The sequence below is a fragment of the Chlamydia abortus genome (assembly GCF_002895085.1).
In the GTDB taxonomy this organism is placed as follows: domain Bacteria; phylum Chlamydiota; class Chlamydiia; order Chlamydiales; family Chlamydiaceae; genus Chlamydia; species Chlamydia abortus.
The window spans coordinates 595,818-618,028 of record NZ_CP024084.1; the positions used below are offsets into that span (position 1 = coordinate 595,818).

Genomic DNA, 22,211 nt, shown 5'->3' on the forward strand with positions numbered 1-22,211 from the left:
AATTGTGGTAAAAAATACAATAGAAGAATCAGTAGCTACTGGAAGAAGAAAACAAGCTGTATCTAGTGTTCGCCTTCGTCCAGGAACAGGCAAAATCGATGTAAATGGAAAAGCCTTTGATGAATACTTTCCCTTGGAAATTCAAAGAGTTACTATCCTTTCCCCATTAAAAGTTCTTGGTTATTCCAATGACTTTGATCTAGTGATTCGTATTAACGGTGGTGGAATCCAAGGACAAGTTATTGCAACCCGCTTAGGATTGGCTAGAGCTTTATTAAAAAAGAATGTTGATTCTAAACAAGAATTAAAAAGTCACGGTTTCCTTACAAGAGATCCTAGAAAGAAAGAACGTAAGAAATACGGCCATAAGAAAGCTCGTAAAAGCTTCCAATTCTCTAAACGTTAGAGTTTGCCGTCGTTATTTTATCAAGATTTTATCAAAAGCAAGCGAGAGTCTTATCAGATTTTGTCGCTTGCTTTTTCATTTTCGTCTAAAAGGTATTCCTAAACACTCTAGAGTGTATGGTTTTTCTAAAAGAAAATCTTTCTTCTTTTCGGTATGCCAAAAAATACCTTTCCTTCTGCACTCAGAGTATAAAATTTGTCTTTCTTAAACTCTATATCTACTCCTAGAGAAAAAAGAACAACCTTGCCTATTTTTTGCACCGCATGAATCAAACACGTCGAACTTTTCTTTAACATTACGTGGGAGATTTGTGTGTTCTGATCATTTTTCAAGAAAACCATACCTCCTGGAGGGAGATCTTCGAAAGACTCTACGAGATCACAATCTTGGTACTGATCTCTAGCATTTCTAGGAATACTTAATCCATGTGCTTGAAATAAAATATTTAGAAAACCCGAACAATCTACCCCATAATCTATTAAGGAGTGGTGTAGACATCGTCCTCCCCAAACATACGGAATGTCTAAAAATTTTTCAGATTCTCTCAGCAAAAGATCTATAGAGAACGGTTCATTACAAAAACGTACGTGACTCACATTACAATAAGGAACTTCCTTACCCAGGGGGAGCTTCATTCTCTTTTTTACCTCTTGAGGCAGGGATACTTTCCCTTGAGAATCTATGGCTAATGGAGAACCATAGGGCAAAGGAATATGCCAAGGTTCTAAAAAAGCATCGAAAGACTTAACGACTGCATTAGGTAAAATATATTGAGATAGAAGAACAAAAGATGATTGTGAAGATATATTGCTGACTCGATAGGGACGCCAAAAATCGTGATCACGGATTAATTGGGAGTAGGCATAATAGGAGAGCTTACCAGCAAGTAAGCGCTCTCCAAACAATAGCTGCGTCTCTAAATCTCCTTGTGCAGATGAAAGATTTGAAACAGAGGTATACAGTTGATAATGTTTCATCTTTCCTCACTATAATTAAAGATGTGCCCATATAGAGAATATCTAAAAGTAAAATCAAGCTTTTATGCAAGCTTCAATACTTTGAAAAACATCATCAGGAGATGCCTCAGAAGGGATACGTGTTAATTTCCCTAGCTCTTGATAATAGTCAATTAACGGAGCAGTTAACTTCTCATAACTCTCGAGTCTCTTATGAATCACCTCTAGAGTGTCATCAGAGCGACGAACTAATTTCATTTGACACGTAGGGCACTCACTCAATCCCTGATTTTGATTGTATACATGTTTACAAGAAGGACAGATGAATCGAGAATGAATCCTACGAATAATCTCTTCATTAGAAACATCTAATTGTATAACACGATAATCAGCGTAAGATTGCATAAAGAAATCATTCAGAAGAATTGCTTGATCTAGAGTTCTTGGAAACCCATCAATAATACATCCAGACTGACACTCGGGTTGGTTTAAAGCTTCTTGAACCATGCCCCAAACAATCGCATCGGGAACCAGAAGACCTTGATTGATATACTCAGCAGCCTTAATTCCCAAAGGAGAAGCCGAATCTATAGCAGAACGAAACAGTTCTCCAGAACTCATGTGGGGGAGCTTTAACTGATGAGCAAGACGCTGGGATTGTGTGCCCTTACCCGATCCCGGAGGCCCCATAATAATATAAAAAATCTTGTTTAACATAACTACTTGCCAATATTTACCTACGCCACAGGATATTTACATACATTTAAAATTTACATTCTATGCTTTAGATAAGCATCAGAAATCTAATGAAAATTTTAAAAATCAAAATCCTAGAGAAAGAATAAAAAAATCACCACCTATTTGGCAATCGTTAAGCTATAAAATATTAATTAAGTATAACTGAATATACTGTGTGTATAGTTTAAAATAATTTGAAATAAAGGGGGAGTAAAATTATAATTCTTCGTTAATTTACTTCTGATTAGAATTATAAACCCATGCATGAACCACTTGATCATCTTTCCCCTAATCATCATATCCCTCAGTTTTTTGATTCTATTACAAGAAAAAAATCAACTGTTTATGAAATTTCCATACGTAGCCGTGGTCCTCTAGAGCATCTTCTACATAGGGGATCTTCTGAGCATCAAGATATTAATAATTTACTCCTCATCAATAATATCACAACATTTACTCAACCACTTTTTACTCAGCGAAGACGGATTCCACCTGCAGATGTGATTGCGGACTGTTCTCCTTGTTTCTCTCAACCTCAAAGTAGCCTCTGTTTGGACTTGTCTGAAAGTCCTCACTGTTTCCTAGTGATCATTTGTGAAATCTGTAACTTGCTTAACACCATCTATCAAAATACCTTCGGCAATGTAATCAGAAACCTTATCGCGATTTGTTCATTGGTGAAGAAAAGTCTTCTTTTCTACTGGAAAGAGCAACAAGTTCTAAGTTTTCTCCATAAGAATAACAACATTTCACCATTTAAACGGGGTGGTTATGTAGCCTCAGCATCAGCGTTGTATCACGCAAGAAAAGTTGCATTATCTTTACTTTCTTGGAAAATTGTTTCTCTTGTTATCGGCATACTTGCAGTACTTGCATTGATAGCATTTATTGTGGGAGCCATATTTACTTTTCATTCTCAGAGTGTTTTCTCTGACGCATTTTTCATGTCTCCAGCAGCATGTGCTCTTGGGTGTGGGGGGATAATCTTTCTATTATTAGGTTTGATTTCGTCTTCTTATGAGCATCATAGTAAAAAACAACGCCAAGCGGCTGTGGATTCTATACACCGTTCCCTACTGAGTCTTTATATTAGTGACAAAATTCGTGTATCTACCGAAGAGTCCGATGATTTTACTTCCTTAATCGCTAGGAGCTGTTTGAGTCATTACGGTACTCTTTTAGACCACCAGACTTTCCCACCATGCCCAGAACTAGAATACGACTCATCTTCGGATATCTCCGATTCCAATGAGAGTGAAAGTCTTTCCTTTGAGGATCCCAGGGAATTCATGACTTCTCCTGTTCCGCCCCCTTATATAGAGCTACCACCAACATATGAAGAGGTTATGGAAGAAGATAGAAGAAATAGAGAAAATAATAATCCGCATATATAAAATTTGAGGTTATACCATGGCATGCTATCTAACTTTTGGGAAACAAGATCTCAATGATTTCTCAAGCACGACAAAAGCAATGTGCATAGCTTTTGATCTTATTACTTTCCCTGTAATCTCTGTAGTTATCAGCGTTTTATCTTGGGCTATTTTATTGATCAAAATAGTAGCAAAGACATTAAAATTTCTCATGCTAAGCCTGTGTTTCCGTGACCAAGAAACGTCTTTCAGTGAAGTTTTTGGGGAAATAAAAACAGAAATGCTTTCTGAGCACTTGGTTCTTATTCCTTTCCTGGGCGCGATTGTTCACGGACTAATACTGACATATAAAGTGAATCAAAGTGGCTACGCTGCTCTTGGAACCATAGATTCTATTGTCAGTTTTATGGAGGGCTCACCTCTCTATCTAGAGCATGTAGCTCGATGGTAAAGATCTTTAAAAATAAGAAACTCTAAAGAGTGATAGCGAAATAATAGTCGTGAGTTAAAACTATAAATAATCTATAATTTCGCGTTAATTTATTTAATATATCCAAGAAAGCACGCCTATGTCAGTTAGTTCTTTAAATAATAAAGTGGAGTCAGCGAACACCGAAGCCCGTTGTGCGATTTTAAGTTTTACGGAACAAGGGAAATTCAATTTCACCAGTTTGGATTCTGGGTCCCATGTTTACAATTTCTTAACACAACACCAGGACGCGACTTCAACATCGATAAATAGGGTAGCTTTATCAGGAGTCCCTCTCTTTCCCGGTGTTGATTCAGATGCCGAGTCCGCCTTTGCCATCATGACAACTGCGGACGCTGTACTCCATTGTATAGAACATATACTCTGGATCCGCTTCTTATGTGACTTATGTCGAGGAAGTGATAGTAGAGGAGGCAGTGCAGATTCTATTTTTGCATCCTTTATTTTGGGTATCTTAGCCACTTTAGTCTTAGGAATTTTTGGTGCTTCTATAGGATCGACCATTTTAAGCTCCATGAAAATTCATCATGCTTCTCAGGAAATTTTTAAACTGAGACAAACTAATCAAGAGATCTCTTTAGATTTATCTGTATTCCAAGCGAACACTCCAGAAAAAGCTAAAACAAAAGCCGTGGCTATTGTCACCTTAGAAGCAAATAAAGAGCTAGTTTCTGCTTACAAAAACTATAGGGCTGCTAAAATTGGTTACTTGATGTGTGCGATTATTTGTTCCATTGCATTATTTGCCTTAGCCGTAGGAGTTATACTAGGCATTTTCTTCGCAGGCCCCTTAGCAACAGCGGCGCTCTCTGCAGCGATTATCGGTTGTTGTGCTTCTGGAGGGAGTTTATTGTTTATAAGCTTTGTAGGTTTTATCATCTCTTCTATGTGTATGGCTAAAAAGCAAAAAGAGGCGGTTGTACATTTAAATAAAGCAACACTATACACTATGGTAGCAAATCAAATATCTTCGCATCCTGAAGACTACCTTCGTAACGCCTTTAGTCAGACTGTAGCACAACAATGTCTTGGGAATCAGCGAAAAGAAAATATGCTGAGCCACTCAGAAGTCGCCTATTTACAGCAACTGGGTCAGAATGCGGGTCAGCCACCAGAAGCATTCCCAAATAACACTCCAAGCGCTCCTCCTCCTTATTTCAGCTATGCAGAAAACTCTCCTCCGAGTTATGAAGAGTCTATGCGTTCAGCACAATAACTGCTGCCTGATTTAGACCCTATAGGATAGGTAAACTAGATAATGTCTAGTTTATGGAATGAAGAAATCGAGTCGAAATCCTTAGGGTCGTAAGTATCAGGGGCAAGGATCCAAAATAGGGGAGTTTTCTCTTGTCCAATGAGCTCTATGGGGTAGGCTTCGCGTCGGTTATCTGAAGGGAAAAAGATACTTCTTACAATATCTTTCTTATTTTCCCCCTGAACGTAGACAACGCTATGCTTTGCCTTATAGGTGAGGGGTAGCGTAAAGGTCATTCTTTCCGTATCCAATTGAGGAATCCTTTGAGAAACGACCAGGCGCTCCTTTTCTTTTAGAGCTTCTGTATTTGGGAATAACGATAAGGTATGTCCATCTTGACCAAGACCGAGCATGATCATATCAAAACTGATCTCAGGAACTGTACGTTCTATTATGTCTTGGTACTTCCTAGCTCCCTCAGCATTTTCAGTTTCCATACGGAAAACTTGTTCTTCAGGAATATGTAAATCCTGAAGGATACTCATGGCTTGGCCATAATTGCTTTCTGGAGACGTATAAGGAACATTTCTTTCGTCTCCCCAAAATAAAAAGATCTTTGAAGGATGAGAAATTTTCTCTTTATTTATCACGATGGACTTAAAGATTTCTAAAGGAGTTCTCCCACCAGAAAGAGCAACATAAAAAGCCCCTCTTTGTTTGATCGATTTATTTGCACTGGCTATCCAATCTTTACTAGCTAGATCGATAAATAGCTCAGTTTTTTTCGTAAGCAGGAGTTTATTTGTATCATTAAAGTTAACTAATGTTGCCATAATCATCTCAAAATAAAGTTATATTACAAAGGACGCCAACTTCTTCCATCGGCTTGTAGTAATTGATCTGCCTCTTTAGGTCCTACAGAGCCGGCAACATAATTAGGGAAGCACACATCTGAAGAATCTTGTTCCCACTGCTGTAGAATGGGTGTGAACAGCTCCCAAGAAGCCATGACTTCATCACTAGATGTAAACAGGATCCTATCACCTAAAATGCAGTCACAAAGCAATCTTTCGTAGGCTTCAGGGGCTGTTGTTTTAAAATAAGTATCGTAGCGAAAATCCATTTTCACAGGACGCACGACATTATTCATCCCAGGAACTTTACAGTTAAATTGCAAAGCTACGCCTTCATCCGGTTGTATACGAATAATGAGGAGATCATTTTCTATAGGACAAATACGACAAGATTCGGGTTCAAATAAAGTCGCATAGGACTTTTTAAAAATAATAGAAATATCTGTAGAGCGTTTAGCTAGGCGTTTTCCTGCGCGTAGATAGAAAGGCACTCCTAACCAACGAGGGTTATCTATGAACATCTTCAAAGCTACGTAAGTCTCTACCATAGAATGAGGATTGACATTTTCCTCTTCGCGATAGCCAAGAACAGAAACTCCTTGGACTTCTCCAGTGCCATACTGACCACGGACTACATCGTCTTGAGAAAATGGACGTATTTTCTTGAGGACATGGATTTTTTCTTTTTTTATCTCTTCAGAATTGAAGACGGAAGGGGGTTCCATAGTAAGTAAACACAAAAGCTGCATCATATGGTTTTGCACCATATCGCGAAGCATCCCTGATTTCTCAAAGAAATTTCCTCGAGTGCCTATGCCTATGGATTCGCTAACGCTAATTTGTACGTGATCAATATATTGAGAATTCCAACAAGACTCAAATAGGGTATTGGCAAAACGTATCGTGAGGATGTTTTGTACAGTTTCTTTTCCTAAATAATGGTCAATACGATAGACAGAGCCTTCATCTAAATTGTCATCTATGTATTTTTGCAACTCCTTGGCGCTTTGCAAATCTACACCAAAAGGTTTTTCTATAATCACGCGTGACCAAGGTTTGCCTTCTCCTTGATCATGATAGAACAGTTTGTGCTTATTGATATTTTCAATAATTTCGGGGAAATAATCTGGGGGTGTAGATAAATAAAATAGCCGGTTCCCTTGAGTGCCGTCTTGCTTATCAATTTCCTCAAGTCTTTCCTTCAATGAAGCGTAGCCTTCCGAAGAAGAAAAGTTCGATTCGTGATAAAATATACGTGATTCAAATTCCTCCCAGATACGGATATCGAGTTCTTGAGCACGTGAAAAATTCTGTATAGCCTGTTTCATTTCTTCACGAAATTCTTCGTGACTCTTTTTTCTTCTTGCAAAGCCTACACAAACAAAGTTGTTAGATAGCCTGCCTTCTTTGATCAGATGGTATAATGCTGGAAATAACTTGCGCGCTGTGAGATCACCGGTGGCACCGAAAATTACCATCACACAGGGGGGGCATGGGGGTAAAGTTCTCCCACTGTCTTGATTTTCATTACTTGTCATTTCCATCGTACTTTTGAGACCTCGTGACATAAATAAAAATGTTTAGGATAACAAAAAAGAATAAAAGTAACTACGGAGAAAAGTACTTATTTTCGCACAAATAGTTTAGAGAGACATAACTCAAAAGACATGTATACAGGAAAGAATCATAGAGTAACGTGACAACCTTGTCATCCGTGTCCTCTAAGTTTTCATCGTTTCTTTGAAAGATTAAGGGGCTTTAACGTAGCGAAAATCTACGATTCCGGTAGGGGAAAAGTGGAAATTGGATAACTTTTTGTTTGATGCAAAATGAAACGCATCATGGTAGATGGGTTCAATGATATGAAAAGTTTCTAGATATAGCGATGCTTGTGAAATCAACTCACGACGCTTATTAAGATCTCTTTCTTCTTGAATCGTAGCAAGAAGAGTTATGTAATCCTTATGGTCCACTACATAAGGAGGCACTCCTGAAGGGTGAGCAAAAATGGTGAGAAATGCCATAGGATCAGAAAAATCGGCAAACCAGCCTCCAGTTGCCAAAGAGAAATGCCCCGATGCTAGTTCTGTTTGTAAAAGTGCAAATTCTTTTCCTGCTATGGGGATAGAAAACCCTAGGGTATCTTTCCATTGTTCTCGAATTAATTGTACCATTAACGCGCTGGCCGAAGATCCGGCAGGAAAGACCAGGGAATGACTTTCTAAATCTTTTGCTGAGATATTGAGCTCTTCTAAGGCCTCTTTAAAAAGTTTCTTAGCAAGCTGCTTACGTTGTTCTCTCGTAGGAAGATTTAAATTTGGGTAGGTGTGTAAGTTATTTGGGAGCAAATGTTGTGCAGGCTTTGCTCTATCTAAAAAGATTGTGGAGACTAAGGATTCCTTATCTAACGCTAAAGACAGGGCTTTCCTTAGCTTTGTGTGATTCAGGGGGAATTTATTGATATTAAAGGTTAGCCAGGACGTCCCTGCAACATCGAAGGAATGTAGGTTCCCTGTAGACTGTAGGCGAGAAAGAGTTTCTGTAGGGATACGTTCTCCCCAAGGAGGACCTTGCCAATCTAACTTTCCTTGATTAAACAATAAGGCCGCGGTATTTGGATCAGGAACAAAATGTATGGTAATCGCTTGAGTTTTTACTTGTTCCTGATTGTAGTAGTAAGGATTTTTTTCAAGACGTAACCATTGTTTTTGTTTAATCTTTTTAGGGTAAAAAGCACTACTCGCAATCGGCAAAGTTTGGTGTAACTCGCGTTGCTCCTTATGCACCGGAAAGAAAATAGGTAAGGCTAGCAGCTTAAGAAAATGTGAGGTTGGAGATTCTAACTCGATGACTAAAGTTTGCTCATCCTTGGCATGAAACCCTATATGCTCTTCGGAGAGGACGCCTTGCTGTATTTGCTTAATATTCTTAATAGGATCAAAAGCAAAATTATAAACACTGGAAACTTCTTGTCTGACTACTTGTTTCCAAGACGCAATAAAATCTTCTGATGTTAAAGGATCTCCATTACTCCAATATGCCTTCTTTAAATAAAAAGTATAGGTCTTGCCATCATCAGAAAGGGAGTAGCTCTCAGCAAGTGCGGGTTCTAGATTGCCTGTGTGCGTATTTTCCTGAACCAACCCCTCATAAATATGCTTAATTAAATTAATATCAGATAGTAAACGAACTTCGCGAGGATCTAAAGAGCGCGGGTCGTCTTTCATGTTGATAGACAGGTGGTCTTGAGATTTCCGAAAATGTTGACATCCATGCAGCATTAAGGAAGAGGAGATAAGGAAACCGAAGCAGATTCCCATTGATATCTTGCGCATGGAGTAATTCCTGAAGTGATTTTTTCTGAGAGAAATAGCTCTCTTCCTAATCCTGCTATCATCGCAGCATTATCTGTACATAACTTAGAAGAAGGAAAGTATAAAGGCAAATCTAGAGTATTTTTTAATAAGCTTTGGAAATACTTATTGTTTGCTACTCCCCCTCCAACAAGGAGAGACCTGCACGAAAATTTTTTTACAATATTAGGAAGTTTTTGCGCAACACTAGTGAATGCGGCTTTTTGAAAAGACGCTGAAATATTGTTCTTTTGACTTTCAGAAAGCTCTGGCAGTGGGGTACGATGATTACTGTTATTTCCCTTAATTGCATAAAGAACAGCTGTCTTTAATCCACTAAAAGACAAATCATAACCGGGAACTTTGGAAGGAGAAAAAGGGTAGGAGGATTCACAGCCGTGAACTGCGAGTTTTTCTATTAAAGCTCCTCCGGGATAGGGCAAACCCAAAAATCGCGCCACTTTATCGAAAGTTTCTCCTATAGCATCATCTCGGCTTTTTCCGATTAACTTATAAGTTAAAGGGTCTTCCATCAAAAATATGGCGGTATGAGCTCCAGAAACGACTAGACCTAAGGCAGGGAATTCCACAGAGCTTGCTTCCATGTAGGCGGCGTAAAGATGCGCCTCAACATGATTTACTCCAATGATAGGTTTTTGACATCCCACAGCCAGACCTTTAGCAAAATTCACGCCTATAGCTAGAGCACCTATAAGTCCTGGTGTATGTGTGACTGCAAACAAATCAATATCTTCTAAAGAAACGCCCGACTCCTTTAAAGCAGATTGCACCACAGAGGGGAAAACTTGAAGATGGGCTCGAGAAGCTAGTTCAGGAACTATGCCACCATAAGAAACGTGATCCTGTTGGGAAAAGACGACATTGGCTACAATTTTCGCATTAGCATCTACTAAAGCACACGCAGTCTCATCACAAGAGCTTTCCAACCCTAGAGTAAGCATAAAAACCAAAGAAAAATATCAGTTAGTATTCTATAGTAAAGAGGTCTTCTGAATATCAGCAAGGAAAACTTCAAAAGGCAAAATGAAAAAAACTATGGCAGTTGACGAAGCTTTAAAAGAAATTTTAAACAGAGAAGGGGCTTCTACTCAGGAAGAAATTTGTCAAAAACTCTCTTCATTAGGGATTGCCATGACACAATCCTCCGTTTCCCGTTGGCTAAGAAAAGTTCATGCCATAAAAATCCCTGGGAGAAAGGTGCACGTTACTCTCTTCCACCGTCTATAGGGGAGTCAAATATTAAACACCTGGTCCTTTCTGTTCGTCATAATTCCTCTTTGATTGTTATCCGCACAGTGCCCGGTTCTGCTTCGTGGATAGCCAGCTTAATTGACAATAGATTTACAGAAAGTATTTTAGGCACCTTAGCTGGAGATGACACAATTTTTATCACCCCGACTTCAGAGTCAACAATTTCCTTAATAGCCAAAGATATGGAAAACTTCTTGCTAGTTTTTTCTGATTAATTGCATGATTATGCTTTAATTGTAAATAAATATGCGTTGCTAATTTATGGAACATTGGGTGGCTACAGCAAGAGTACTGCTACGTGGTTGTGGTTATACGTTATTTGTTAGCGGAATTTCCATACTCTGTGGCTCCTTTTTGGGTGTAATTATCGGAACAATGACATCGCGTTATTTTCCTTGCCGCATTACGCGATGTCTAGGAAATCTCTACGTCACCGTGATCCGTGGTACACCTCTGTTTATTCAAATTCTCATATTTTACTTTGGTTTACCCTCGATAATTAGGTTGGACCCTACGCCCTTAATGGCGGGATTGATTGCCTTAAGCATCAATTCTTCTGCCTATCTTGCTGAAAACATCCGTGGGGGGATTAATGCCTTGTCAGTAGGCCAATGGGAATCCGCAAAAGTTTTGGGCTACAAAAAGTCGCAGATTTTTTTTTATATCATCTATCCACAGGTTTTTAAAAATATCTTACCTTCTTTAACCAACGAATTTGTTGCATTGATTAAAGAAAGTAGCATTTTGATGGTTGTCGGCGTCCCTGAACTTACTAAGGTAAGTAAGGACATTGTTTCTCGCGAACTCAATCCCATGGAAATGTATAGTATTTGCGCAGCCCTATATTTGCTGATGACATCATTGTTTTCTTATGTAGCCACGTTGCTTGAGAAGAGGGGGGGAGTATGACTGTTAAGGTTAGAAATCTTACGTATTCCATAAATGACAAACATATTTTATCTAAAGTTTCATTCTCTTTAGAAGAGGGCCATATTACTCTTTTTGTTGGTAAGAGTGGTTCTGGGAAAACAACCATATTACGAGCCCTGGTCGGGTTAGTAGAACCTACAAGTGGTGACATTTCAATTGAGGGGGAATCGCCAGCATTGGTTTTTCAACAACCCGAGCTTTTTCCTCATATGACAGTTTTGAATAACTGCATGCACCCACAAATCATCGTTAAGCATAGAAGTAAAGAAGAGGCTAAAGATAAAACCTTTAATCTTTTAAAATTCTTGGATATCGAAGATATTGCTCATAGTTATCCTCATCACCTTTCGGGAGGGCAAAAGCAACGTGTCGCCATCGTTCGCTCCCTATGCATGGATAAGCGTACCCTCCTTTTTGATGAGCCTACATCTGCATTAGATCCTTTTTCTACCTCTGCGTTTAAACGCCTTTTGGAATCCTTGAGAGATCAAAATCTGACCTTATGTGTCTCCACCCATGATATGCATTTTGTCCAAGGATGTTTAGATCGGGTATACCTTGTGGATCAGGGAGAGATTGTAAGCACCTATGACAAGCGTTATGGTGATTTAGATGATGAACATCCTTTAAATCTCTACTTGAATTCTGGAAAATAGTCGCGGGATATACAGCTGCTCATAGCAGCTGTTGCATGATTTAATAACGTCGCCAGCTACAGCTGTATGCTGCTTGTTATAATATACAGATCTTCGGCAAAGGCGCCTTCTTTAGTATTCTCTAAATGTATGGATACTCCACCACAGTGTTTAGGAACAGTAAATACGCGAGCATTTCCCGCAGGAAGTTCGACAATATCATAGTTACAACCTCCTATCGTCGTGGTTCCCACACAATGTAAAGGCACTTCTATAGAACTCATATTTCCTTGCAGTTCTTCCTTTGAGTTCCAAGCAAGATAATTATAGTAAATCTTCAGTTGTATACAGGGGTGGCTATAATCTAAAATCGAGGGGATGAGAGCTTTCAGAGTAAGCTCCCAGGTATAAATTCCTGGATACTTACCATAGAGCACATCGTCATCAAGTACAAAACAGCTGCGCTCTTCATCAGATGAAGAATATTGAAGAGAATTCATAGGGAATTTCCCCAAATATCTTGGGCTTTTTGCTCCCCAAGTAAATCCTAAAATACCTTGAGAAAGAAGCTCTAGAGGCAAGGGACAGTCGACTTCGTGGCTCAGACCTGTAGAACACAAAAGATAGGCTTCCGTATGCGTAGTTTGAGGTTGTACTGGAGCTTCTTCGATGGCTTTAGAAAGATGTTGCGATTCCAAATATCTCTCAAGATATTCTAAAGATATAGCATCCGAGCGTTCTTTAGGGTTGGCTAATCCTGTAATTCTATAACCATCCATATCTACAAGACCACGAAATTTCCCACCAGACACCGGCATCATTTGAAAAGTCAATGTCGTTATAGAGTTGTCATGATTTTTGACCTTTTCATGAGTTTCATGAAGTTTATCTTCTATAGGGCGCAATTTTGAATTTAAGTAACCGACAGAAGCCGCGTAAGAATCTTTAGGGTTTTTAGGCGTTTCCAGACCGGAAATCGTATGACGATTCATATCTATATTTCCTGTGAGCATCCCACCGGATATAGGCAAGAATTTCTGGTAGATCTCTATTAACACCTTCTGAACAAGGTAGTTATTATCACTTAGAGAATCATCAATACCTTCTTCTATAAGGATCTTTAAGTCTTTCAATTCTTCTAAAAGACTATGAAGAGATATCTTCATGAGACTCATATCTGTCTCTAAATCTTGAACTTTTTCATCTGTTTTCTTTGTATATAAATAATCTATATCTTGGGTTTGCTTTTTTAAAATCGTCTTAATGTCTTGGATATCCGTATACATCTTATTGAGATCGACGTTCACAGCATCCTGAGTATCGCCCTTGATCTTTTCTACCATCGTTATCGTTTTTTGAATCATAGAAGCTAGAGGTTCGGTGTTCTTGGAGACCGGGTTAAAGAAAGAATTTCGTTTTCTCATAGTTTTATCTCGTGCGAATAATTAATTATAATTCGCATATTAATAAAACAATTTAATTAATAAAGATTTAATTTTTTTATAAAAGAAAAACAAAAAGATTAATTTTATTAGAAATAGTCTATTCTGCAGGCTCTTGTTTTTTCTCCCAAGGTAAAGGGGATACCGTTTGTGGAGGCGTGGGATCCCCCAAAGAAGAGAAAAGTTTATCAGCTAACGTGCTAAATGGACTAGCAATCGTATAACTCTTTAATAGAGCAATACGCGCATATGCAGAAGACCAGTCGACCTCTGGAGATGATATCGACCCACGAATTTTGATCAGGAAGAAGTTTTTAGTTTTTAATGAAGTATTATGAAAATATTTCTTAATAATTTCTGGGTCGATCCCCAGCGTCATGAAAATCCTATCTTTAATCATATCCGTTTTACCCCAGAAGGCTAGGCGTATTCGATTATCTATTAAAGCATCAAAACGTTTACAGATAATCGTCCCTTTTTGCACTGAAAAAAATATAGGAGTGAACCATGACTCAACGAATTGTTTACTTTCTTCAATATCCAGGAACTTAAAAAGATCATACATGGTTCCCGTATTGGCTATGGAAATTTTCCCAAAGTCTAAGCTTGCCGATTGTATGCGAAATTCTTCAAATGAGTACGGGGATAGGGGAAGATAGAAGTTCTCTTTACTTACCTGGAGTAAGACAGGATGTTGTGAATACGCATTTCCTGAGATTAATGGGTTAAACTCTTTGAAAAACGCTTTATTAATTTCCTCATTAATATGTAGGGTAACCACGAGATCATCTTCTAAAAGAATAGACTGTTCCTTTAAGATGAGGGGGATATAAGCTTGGAGATTTGTTGAGTCTACCTTTACAGTTATCGGTCCCTCCCCCTTGAGAAAATGGTGGTTGATAGCCACGTTAATCCTCGGCCCAGCCAGAGATAAGACTTTAGTTTTTACATTAGGAGAGATAGGAAAGATTCCTGTAATGAACGACGAAGGAATATGCTTCCACTCTGCAGTTTGTTCAAATTCCCTTTCTGAGGGATTTAACAAATGTTCTACGGAACCTTTTATGAGAAACTCGGCAGCTGTTTTACTTTCTTGGCTAGGGACAAGACAACTTCCCTGCAAGTCATATTGCACTTTAGTATCTAAATTACTCGAATATATAGATCCTGAAAGGTTGTTAATGATAAATGTTTCCTTCGAAACATGATCATAGAAAATCATGGGATGTGTGGATAACGATCCTTCAAAACCGCCTTCTGTGAGTAAGGAAAGACAAGAAAGCCCGGATTTTTGCTGAGCACAAGAAAGCTTATAAATATCTAATCGAGCAATAGCGGTTCTGTGAAGTGTACAGGAAGGGAAACACGAGGCCTCTTCAAAAAATCCCAAGTACCGTTCTGGAGTGATTTCCCATTGTAGAGTCCCTTGAGTTTTCGAAGACAGAGTTAAAGACTCGTCCATGATCAGTTTCACATCACCCTTAAGAGCTTCTGTTTTAAACACGGAATGAAGTATCAGCCTATCTTCTTCTTTGGGATTGTATAACAGGGAAAATGTCATATCTCCAGTAGATCCAATATAGATAGATAGACATGCTTCTTTTTGCTGAATTCTAAGAATCCTATCGATAGGAAAGTCAATAACCTCGCCCGCACTTTGGATTTTAATATTATTCATATCGATCGCTTTTTCAGGATCTACAACAGAAACTAAAACATCGGGAATAAGAATCCTTGAAGGGGGAACTAAAGGATCTTCAGGATCCTCTATCATGAGTTGCACATTTCCTTTAGTTAAAGATCGTCCTCCATCCGTATGTAAAGAGAAACTCGCTTTGGTCAGCTGTAGAGGAACTAACCTGGGGGAAAATAAGCTTAAGGGTAGCGAGCTCAGCTTCCCGTGGATTAAAGTCGAGGAAGTCTCAGGACGTATAGGCTCATTCGGCTTTCCAAATTTCCCGTGTATGAAAACTTCATTTTCTCCTGCAGTGATTTTTCCTGAAAACTTAGGAAAATACAGGTGCTTTTGCGCGATCTGAACTTTTCCTGAAAAGGTCGCTGTAGCTTCAGAAAACTGTTGAGAAAACTTCTTTCTCCACTTTTCCTCAAGATGATAAGTGGCACTCCCTTGAAATAATAGAGATTGTAGAGTCCCCGAATATGAACAGTTCATTTTCAACAAGGAATTATCTAGGTGTGCTTCAGCTTTTAATTGTGAATTTTTATATTCACCTTGAATGTCTAGAGAATAGTAAGGAACTTCTAAAGGTATATTGATGACGAAAGGCCTAGGAAATAGGGCGCGTAAATATGTATGAGGCAACATGTTCTGTTGAAGAAGAAATTCCATGCGTTGTTTTTTACTATCTATAGTCAGGATTCCATGCACGTAAGATTGCGCAGCGCCTCCAAATACAGCCACAGAAGATCCACGGATATGGGTATAGCGAGTAGACTTTTTAATACTCACTTCGACATTTCTCATCTGGACAGAAAGGTTCGGGTCCTTAGGAGATAAGGACACTAAAGGCAGATTTGCCTGAAGATTCGCTTCGATATTCTTCCATTGAGTCAAGTCTAAGGGGATTTTAGCGTTAGATATATGCGCCCGGATATGCTGACTAGAAATTTTCTTAGGAAAAGAAAGCAATTCAGAACATAAAAAAGAAGCAATTTTTGGCTGCAATTCTATAAATGAAGAGCCGCCTTCTACAATATAAAAAGTCGACTGATCAATATACCCTTGAAGCTTAGCTTGGATTTGACTGCCTTGAGCAGTTGCTGTCATAACGATCTTCCCGTTATTATGTGCAGCAGCAGCGTGTAAATCGATAATCCCTTCTTCAGAAAGAACACGATCTACCATAGGCGAGGCTATGAATAGCTTAAAAAAGGAAGCGGGGACAGAATGCAATTCTGCCGTGATATTGACTTGTGGTGAGAATACGCTCTCTATGAAGACTCTTCCTGTAGCGTTGTCTTCTGTAACAACACCTTTAACCAACAACTTCTCTGGTGTCTTCTCCACATAAAATCCCGAGAGAACTAGGGTTTGCCCTTTAACTGTCTTCATAGTGACGGACCCATGTTCTGAAAGGATGGAACTCTGCATTAAATAAGAAAGAAATACTCCCGGATCCAAATTCCCTACAGAAGGTTGTTCTATGGACAAGGATTCATCAATTTGCAATGACCAGCCTGACAAGGCTATAGCCTTAGGACGCTTATAAAGAAGCAACCTAAGTAAAGACCCATCAATTTCTATCTTTTCTGCTGAGAAGAATTCTCCTGTTTTATTTTTCCCGACAACTTTAACCTTCTTAGCAGACTGAGGCCCTAACCAAGATAATTTCAAGTCTTCAATATCACATGAAAGCCCTGTTTCTTTGTGGATCAAGGAAAGAAAGAGGTATTTCCCCGACCCTTCAGAAAGTAATGAAGGAAGGAAATAGAAAAAAGTTAGGAAAATTCCCAAACTGATGCTTATCCCTAGATTCTTATACCAGGATCTTAGTTTCATTGTATCTTTCCGGCAATATCTGTAAGGGTTAGGTTGTGAGGATTTTTCGTTGCTTGATCAAACATATTTCTCAGACTATTTTGTATTAAACTTAGCGCTGCGTCTGGATGGATTTGGTTAAATGCTTTTAGGTGGAGAAGTTGCTCAACGATATCTTTAATAGTGAGCCCTGAAATTTTATGAGTAGGCTTATACGCTCTCTTATAAGAGAGAATTAAACCTTCATTTTCTAAAATGTCTAAACATTGAGAGATCTCCCCAATGGGAATCTTCGAGTTTTTCGCGATCATCTTTGCCGTAGGCGGTGTAGAGGCTTGATCAAAATCTTTCGATATCACGGAAAGAATATACGTGCATACCACGAGTTTGATATAGCAATTAGGGAGGTATGCCTCTGAAGGAAAAATAAAATTGCATCCCTGATTTTGAATGAGAAAAGTAAACGCCCCTCCAAAAAGATAAATCATCGCATAAAGATAAAGAAGAAGTAAAAATGAAGGTAAGGCGACCAAAGCTCCATAAGTAAAGCTATAGTTAAATAAGTACACCTGCAAACAAAAGAACACCTTTTGAAACGTGATCCAGATAGTCCCTGCTGTTAAGGAAGCCACGAGCGCTGCGGTCTTTTGTACAGAAACTCTCGGCAAGAACGCATAACAACAAAACAAAGCAAAGTAGATAAAAAAATAGGGGGTAAGACGTGAAAACACATATAACGCAGTAATCGAATGGCTTAAAGAAAACAGCTTGGCATACTCTACAGGCATGATTTGTGTAATGTAAATCCATGATCCACAAACAATAATGAAAATCATTGGACTAACTAGCGTGATGATGAAATAAGAAATCAATCTCTGAATGGATATAGGCGTCCACCCAGTTCTAAAGATCTTATTCAAACTATCTTCCAAAGATAAGAGCATAAGAATCCCTGCCCAGCAAAAGACAAAGAAGCTTCCTACCAGGACTAAACCTATATTACTCGTTGTAGAATGATAAGCGGCTTCAACAATCGCCAGGATAGGTCCTTTATAATCAGGAAATTTAACAAGAAGCCACTCCTTCCAGTCCAGGTTGGCAAAAAGATGTTGGGATAGCCTTAAGAAAAAGACAAGTATGGGTATGCAACTAAACAAACCGTAATAACTCAAAACACAGGCTTCTTTAGAAACCTCATTTCTTAATAACACCCTAGGAGCAAGTAGGAAAGACCTGATGATATGATGATTTCGAAATCCCGACTTTGGATTCTTTTTTTTTTTTGAAAATAGCGAGAGCTTTCGAAACATAGTTAAATCAAATAATCATTTTTTACTTATTTTAATAAAAAGTGATTATTTAACACTAAGTTAATAAATTTTATTTTTATTAATTCTTATGTGTTTTAATACATGAGATTAATAAAAATAATGGAAACTCTTCGCGACTAACGTTTTCCGCCTTTGCCCGTGTTCCTATAGATTTTTTAGGGGATACCCATTCTTCCATACTTTGAATCAAGAACCCATGTTTTGATAATGCTTGGGTCCAATAACTTAAGGGAAAGTGAAAAGAAATCGAAGATTCTGACTGCTTCTTCCCCGGATGAGCAATAATGGGAATAGTCATGTTAGAAAGATAGCGGTCGATCTTTCTTGAAAATAGCTTTTTATCTTCGTCATAATGCCATGAAGAGACTCTAGGAATACGAAAACAAGGATGATTTAACACAATAAAGAATCGTCCCTGATCACAAAGAAGCCTGGCAACATTAGCCATTGCCCGATCCGGAGCCTCCATATTTTGTAGGGATAAAATCGCGACAGCTGTGGAAAAAGATCGGGTATTCTCTATTCTCAATGTTTTTGTAAGATCAGAAACAATAAATTCATGAGATGGTGATCTCCGCAATTTTCTTGCTATGGAAATCAAACTCGGGGAGATATCTATACCTAAATAGCCACATTCCTTAGGGAGAACCCGTTCTAAAACTCCTTGACCACAACCCACATCGACCAAAATATCTTCTGATTTTACATCGAGTAAAGGAAGTAATTTAGGAAGGATAACTTCCCTATGATAGTAATGCCCATCACTCTGAACGATCTTATGATAATCTTCAGCTATAGGCTCCCAAGATGTAGACTTGGCATCTTTTTTCTTGGAATACGAACGGTGCTTTTTATTGGAAAAATATCGCGACATGAGAGAGAATTTACTCAGAAAGACAAAAAAAGGCAAGAAGAAGCTCTCTGCCTTTTTTTGCATCATGCCATGATGGTGATTACTGGTCATATATTGGGAAGCCTTGATCATCATAATTGATGATTCTACGCCTTTCTGACGTACTCCTGATTGCTGATAAAGGAACGCTAGGGGAGCTCTGTCCACCCCTTCCACCACGGGGGTCTCTATTCGGATCTCTCGGGATATCCGCATGTTCCGTCACTGCGGTAGAGGCCAATGATGCACGCCTCGTATCCTCATTGACAGCACTCACAATACGGCTCTCGACAGCTTGTAAGTTAGAAGTAGAACTACGCAATTGTTCAATGGAAGCTGATAGAATTGAACAAATAGATTCTAACTCTTCCTTACGCTGTTCTAAGTAAAGTAAATGCTGCTCTCTTAGTCGAGCATCAGATTGTAGCTGTTGTAGAACAGCTCGAGTCTCATCCACATGTGTTTTTAATGTTCCCATTTCCAATCTCAAAGCACTCACAGCATCCACCATGTTTTTCACCGCCTCTTTGGAGAATACCTCAGTTAACGATGCCGCTAAACGCTCAAATGGAGAGACTATGGTCTCAACTCGATTACCTAAAGATTTGAACGCTTCTAAGTTCACCTTAAATTCTGAGATCAGGTCATCAAATTCTCCAGTACATGTTTCCAGTTTATTGCCGAAATCAGACAGCTGCTCATGCAACTGTTTAAGTTCTGCAATTTGGCGCGTAAGCTCAATATTTGCAGATACTAAAGTATTGACTTCTTGATGTAAGCGTGTGTTTTCTTGGCTAAATTGATGCAGTTGTTGTTTCATTCGACGCGCCACTTGAGAAGGTGTGCTATCCTGAATGACCATAATGACAATGACAAACGAAACGAGCATAATGGCAATCATGAGAACAAGAGAAAGAGTGGAAACAGCAACGCCGAATTGTAAGCAAATTAAAGCAGCTATACCTACCGCAAGCAATGAAACAGCAGAAATAATTTTAATGAGATGGAAAATGCGCTGAAGCAGCGAAACCCTAACCTCAGGAATAACTAGCTTTTGAGCAGGTGTAACTGCTGGTAAGGAAGGACTTGGTAATTGAGTTGCCATAGGTACGACCGTATGTTCATCTGCTCTACCACCTTCAGAAAGAGACAAGGGGTTATTTACTAGCATAGTGCTTGTAGCAGATTCTACCGTCGATGTCATAACTTGATTTCCGTATTAAAATTTAATTCGCAGAGATTAATTATACTTGTTTATAAAATCAAGTTCTTTACAAAGGGTTATGCGATTGATACTGAATAGATAAAAAAACAGACGCTTTCGAATAGGAAAATATTGAATCATTTCAGACAAAAATCATCCTTTCAAAAGTTCTCAAGATGATTTCTAGATAATCTAGATAAAAAGAAATCCCTCTCTTTTTTATCTAAATCGAATAAGACATCTAGGAATTTTAATCAAAAGATGTAAGAATCTATGCTCTCCGAAGTTTTTCTTGTGGTTATCCTGTCCTACAGGATATGGTGAGATAAATAATTTGCTCATGACACCTTAAGAAGCTTCTTTTAATTTTGATCTGTTCGCAATAGGCTATAGGTGAATAACAAACAACGTCCGAAGACATTAATCGCCCCCTCAATTATGGGAGGAGACCTTGCTTGCATAGGTGCAGAGGCAAAAAGAATAGAGGAATCGGGTGCAGACCTTATTCATATCGATGTTATGGATGGTCATTTCGTACCCAATCTCACTTTTGGTCCAGGAGTCATCGCAGCAATCAATAGATCCACAGACATCTTTTTAGAAGTGCATGCTATGATCTACACGCCGTTTGACTTTGTAGAAGAGTTTGTCAAATCCGGTGCGGATCGTATTATCGTACATTTCGAAGCCTCTGAAGATCTTAAAGAGTTATTGTCTTATATTAAAAAATGTGGAATACAAGCGGGGTTAGCTTTCTCTCCAGAAACCTCCATAGAATTTATACCTCCCTTCTTACCTTTTTGTGATGTCATACTGTTAATGTCCGTGCACCCAGGATTTTGTGGTCAGGGTTTTATTCCGGATATTCCAGACAAAATTCGCTTTACAAAACAGGCAATAAAAACCATGGGGTTAGAAGGTTCTTGCCTAATTGAGGTTGATGGGGGAATTAACGAAACTTCCGCAAAAATATGTCGTGAAGCAGGTGCGGATATTCTCGTGGCTGCATCATACATATTCGAAAAGAACGAACAGACTATGGAAGAAAAAGTTTTGCTACTTCGAGGAGAAAATCATGGTATTAAGTAGCCAGCTCTCTGTGGGAATGTTTATTTCCACAAAAGATGGTCTTTATAAAGTCGTGGCGGTTTCTAAAGTCACAGGCAATAAAGGGGAATCTTTTATCAAAGCTTCGTTAAAATCTGCCGATTCCGAAGTCATTATTGAAAGAAATTTTAAAATTGGCCAAGAAATAAAAGAAGCCCAGTTTGAATCCAGAAATCTTGAATATCTGTATATTGAGGATGACCACTTTCTTTTCCTTGATTTGGGAAATTATGAAAAAATCCATATCCCTAAAGAAATCATGAAGGATAATTTTTTATTCTTAAAAGCAGGAGTCACCGTTTCTGCCTTGGTTTATGATAATGTTGTTTTTTCTATAGAGTTGCCTCACTTCTTAGAGTTGATGGTGTCTAAAACAGATTTCCCCGGGGATTCACTTTTAATTGCCGGTGGTACAAAAAAAGCTTTATTAGAAACAGGCATCGAAATTACAGTACCTCCTTTCATAGAAATTGGGGATATTATAAAAATTGATACGCGCACGTGTGAATATATTCAACGCGTCTAACTTCAGGC

Annotated in this window: 18 protein-coding genes and 2 pseudogenes; 9 read left to right on the plus strand and 11 right to left on the minus strand. The window is 38.6% G+C overall.

Annotated features, from left to right (window positions below):
• The first annotated feature begins 4 nt into the window (after positions 1-4).
• Entirely contained in the window at positions 5-406 is a 402-nt protein-coding gene (gene rpsI / locus CHAB577_RS02760) for a 30S ribosomal protein S9 (protein ID WP_011097135.1), read from the plus strand.
• Between the two features lie 125 nt (positions 407-531).
• Here rpsI and CHAB577_RS02765 read toward each other — a convergent pair whose 3' ends face one another.
• Together CHAB577_RS02765 and CHAB577_RS02770 are read right to left on the minus strand one after the other, a co-directional pair.
• Positions 532-1,383, minus strand: a complete 852-nt coding sequence (locus CHAB577_RS02765) for a C40 family peptidase (RefSeq protein WP_011097136.1) — start codon at positions 1,381-1,383, stop codon at positions 532-534.
• A gap of 54 nt (positions 1,384-1,437) precedes the next feature.
• Positions 1,438-2,079, minus strand: a complete 642-nt coding sequence (locus CHAB577_RS02770) for an adenylate kinase (protein WP_011097137.1) — start codon at positions 2,077-2,079, stop codon at positions 1,438-1,440.
• Positions 2,080-2,360: 281 nt separating this feature from the next.
• On the opposite strand from CHAB577_RS02770, the gene garD (CHAB577_RS02775) reads away from it, so the two are divergent.
• The 3 genes from garD (CHAB577_RS02775) to garD (CHAB577_RS02785) all read left to right on the plus strand — a co-directional run bounded on the left by garD (CHAB577_RS02775) (position 2,361) and on the right by garD (CHAB577_RS02785) (position 5,179).
• Complete coding sequence (garD, locus tag CHAB577_RS02775; protein WP_011097138.1) at positions 2,361-3,494, plus strand: inclusion membrane protein GarD; 1,134 nt, start codon at positions 2,361-2,363, stop codon at positions 3,492-3,494.
• A 16-nt stretch (positions 3,495-3,510) separates the two neighbouring features.
• Positions 3,511-3,924, plus strand: coding sequence for a hypothetical protein (locus tag CHAB577_RS02780; RefSeq protein ID WP_011097139.1), 414 nt, complete (start codon positions 3,511-3,513; stop codon positions 3,922-3,924).
• Between the two features lie 118 nt (positions 3,925-4,042).
• Complete coding sequence (gene garD, locus CHAB577_RS02785; protein WP_011097140.1) at positions 4,043-5,179, plus strand: inclusion membrane protein GarD; 1,137 nt, start codon at positions 4,043-4,045, stop codon at positions 5,177-5,179.
• 35 nt (positions 5,180-5,214) lie between these two features.
• Here garD (CHAB577_RS02785) and pgl read toward each other — a convergent pair whose 3' ends face one another.
• The 4 genes from pgl to tsaD form a co-directional block, all read right to left on the minus strand.
• Positions 5,215-5,991 carry a 6-phosphogluconolactonase gene (gene pgl, locus CHAB577_RS02790; protein ID WP_011097141.1) on the minus strand — a complete coding sequence of 259 codons (777 nt, stop codon included), beginning with the start codon at positions 5,989-5,991 and terminating at the stop codon, positions 5,215-5,217.
• A 23-nt stretch (positions 5,992-6,014) separates the two neighbouring features.
• Positions 6,015-7,556: a glucose-6-phosphate dehydrogenase gene (gene zwf / locus CHAB577_RS02795; protein ID WP_041461331.1), complete on the minus strand. Its 1,542-nt coding sequence runs from the start codon at positions 7,554-7,556 to the stop codon at positions 6,015-6,017.
• Between the two features lie 204 nt (positions 7,557-7,760).
• Positions 7,761-9,347, minus strand: coding sequence for a peptide ABC transporter substrate-binding protein (locus tag CHAB577_RS02800; protein WP_011097143.1), 1,587 nt, complete (start codon positions 9,345-9,347; stop codon positions 7,761-7,763).
• Complete coding sequence (gene tsaD, locus CHAB577_RS02805) at positions 9,293-10,327, minus strand: tRNA (adenosine(37)-N6)-threonylcarbamoyltransferase complex transferase subunit TsaD (RefSeq protein WP_011097144.1); 1,035 nt, start codon at positions 10,325-10,327, stop codon at positions 9,293-9,295. Before tsaD ends, CHAB577_RS02800 begins: the two co-directional genes overlap by 55 nt.
• Before the next feature lie 82 nt (positions 10,328-10,409).
• On the opposite strand from tsaD, the pseudogene argR reads away from it, so the two are divergent.
• The 3 genes and pseudogenes from argR (at position 10,410) to CHAB577_RS02820 (ending at position 12,223) form a co-directional block, all read left to right on the plus strand.
• Positions 10,410-10,852, plus strand: a pseudogene (argR, locus tag CHAB577_RS02810) (arginine repressor).
• A 46-nt stretch (positions 10,853-10,898) separates the two neighbouring features.
• Positions 10,899-11,546, plus strand: a complete 648-nt coding sequence (locus CHAB577_RS02815) for an amino acid ABC transporter permease (RefSeq protein WP_011097145.1) — start codon at positions 10,899-10,901, stop codon at positions 11,544-11,546.
• Complete coding sequence (locus CHAB577_RS02820) at positions 11,543-12,223, plus strand: ATP-binding cassette domain-containing protein (RefSeq protein WP_011097146.1); 681 nt, start codon at positions 11,543-11,545, stop codon at positions 12,221-12,223. Before CHAB577_RS02815 ends, CHAB577_RS02820 begins: the two co-directional genes overlap by 4 nt.
• A gap of 40 nt (positions 12,224-12,263) precedes the next feature.
• Here the strand turns inward: CHAB577_RS02820 and CHAB577_RS02825 are convergent.
• The 5 genes and pseudogenes from CHAB577_RS02825 to CHAB577_RS02845 all read right to left on the minus strand — a co-directional run bounded on the left by CHAB577_RS02825 (position 12,264) and on the right by CHAB577_RS02845 (position 20,570).
• Positions 12,264-13,626, minus strand: a pseudogene (locus CHAB577_RS02825) (hypothetical protein).
• A 118-nt stretch (positions 13,627-13,744) separates the two neighbouring features.
• Positions 13,745-17,164 carry a hypothetical protein gene (locus tag CHAB577_RS02830; RefSeq protein WP_086393190.1) on the minus strand — a complete coding sequence of 1,140 codons (3,420 nt, stop codon included), beginning with the start codon at positions 17,162-17,164 and terminating at the stop codon, positions 13,745-13,747.
• Positions 17,161-18,453 carry a YhjD/YihY/BrkB family envelope integrity protein gene (locus CHAB577_RS02835; RefSeq protein ID WP_011097149.1) on the minus strand — a complete coding sequence of 431 codons (1,293 nt, stop codon included), beginning with the start codon at positions 18,451-18,453 and terminating at the stop codon, positions 17,161-17,163. The genes CHAB577_RS02830 and CHAB577_RS02835 overlap by 4 nt, the downstream gene beginning before the upstream one ends.
• A gap of 79 nt (positions 18,454-18,532) precedes the next feature.
• Entirely contained in the window at positions 18,533-19,348 is an 816-nt protein-coding gene (locus CHAB577_RS02840) for a class I SAM-dependent methyltransferase (protein ID WP_035395318.1), read from the minus strand.
• A gap of 79 nt (positions 19,349-19,427) precedes the next feature.
• Positions 19,428-20,570 (minus strand): IncA family protein, encoded by a 1,143-nt coding sequence (locus tag CHAB577_RS02845; protein WP_011097151.1) that lies wholly within the window; start codon positions 20,568-20,570, stop codon positions 19,428-19,430.
• Positions 20,571-20,963: 393 nt separating this feature from the next.
• Here CHAB577_RS02845 and rpe point away from each other — a divergent pair, with 393 nt between their 5' ends.
• A complete protein-coding gene (gene rpe / locus CHAB577_RS02850) occupies positions 20,964-21,659 on the plus strand; it encodes a ribulose-phosphate 3-epimerase (protein WP_006344169.1) in 696 nt (231 codons plus the stop codon).
• Positions 21,646-22,203 (plus strand): elongation factor P, encoded by a 558-nt coding sequence (locus tag CHAB577_RS02855; protein ID WP_011097152.1) that lies wholly within the window; start codon positions 21,646-21,648, stop codon positions 22,201-22,203. Before rpe ends, CHAB577_RS02855 begins: the two co-directional genes overlap by 14 nt.
• The last annotated feature ends 8 nt before the right edge of the window (positions 22,204-22,211 follow it).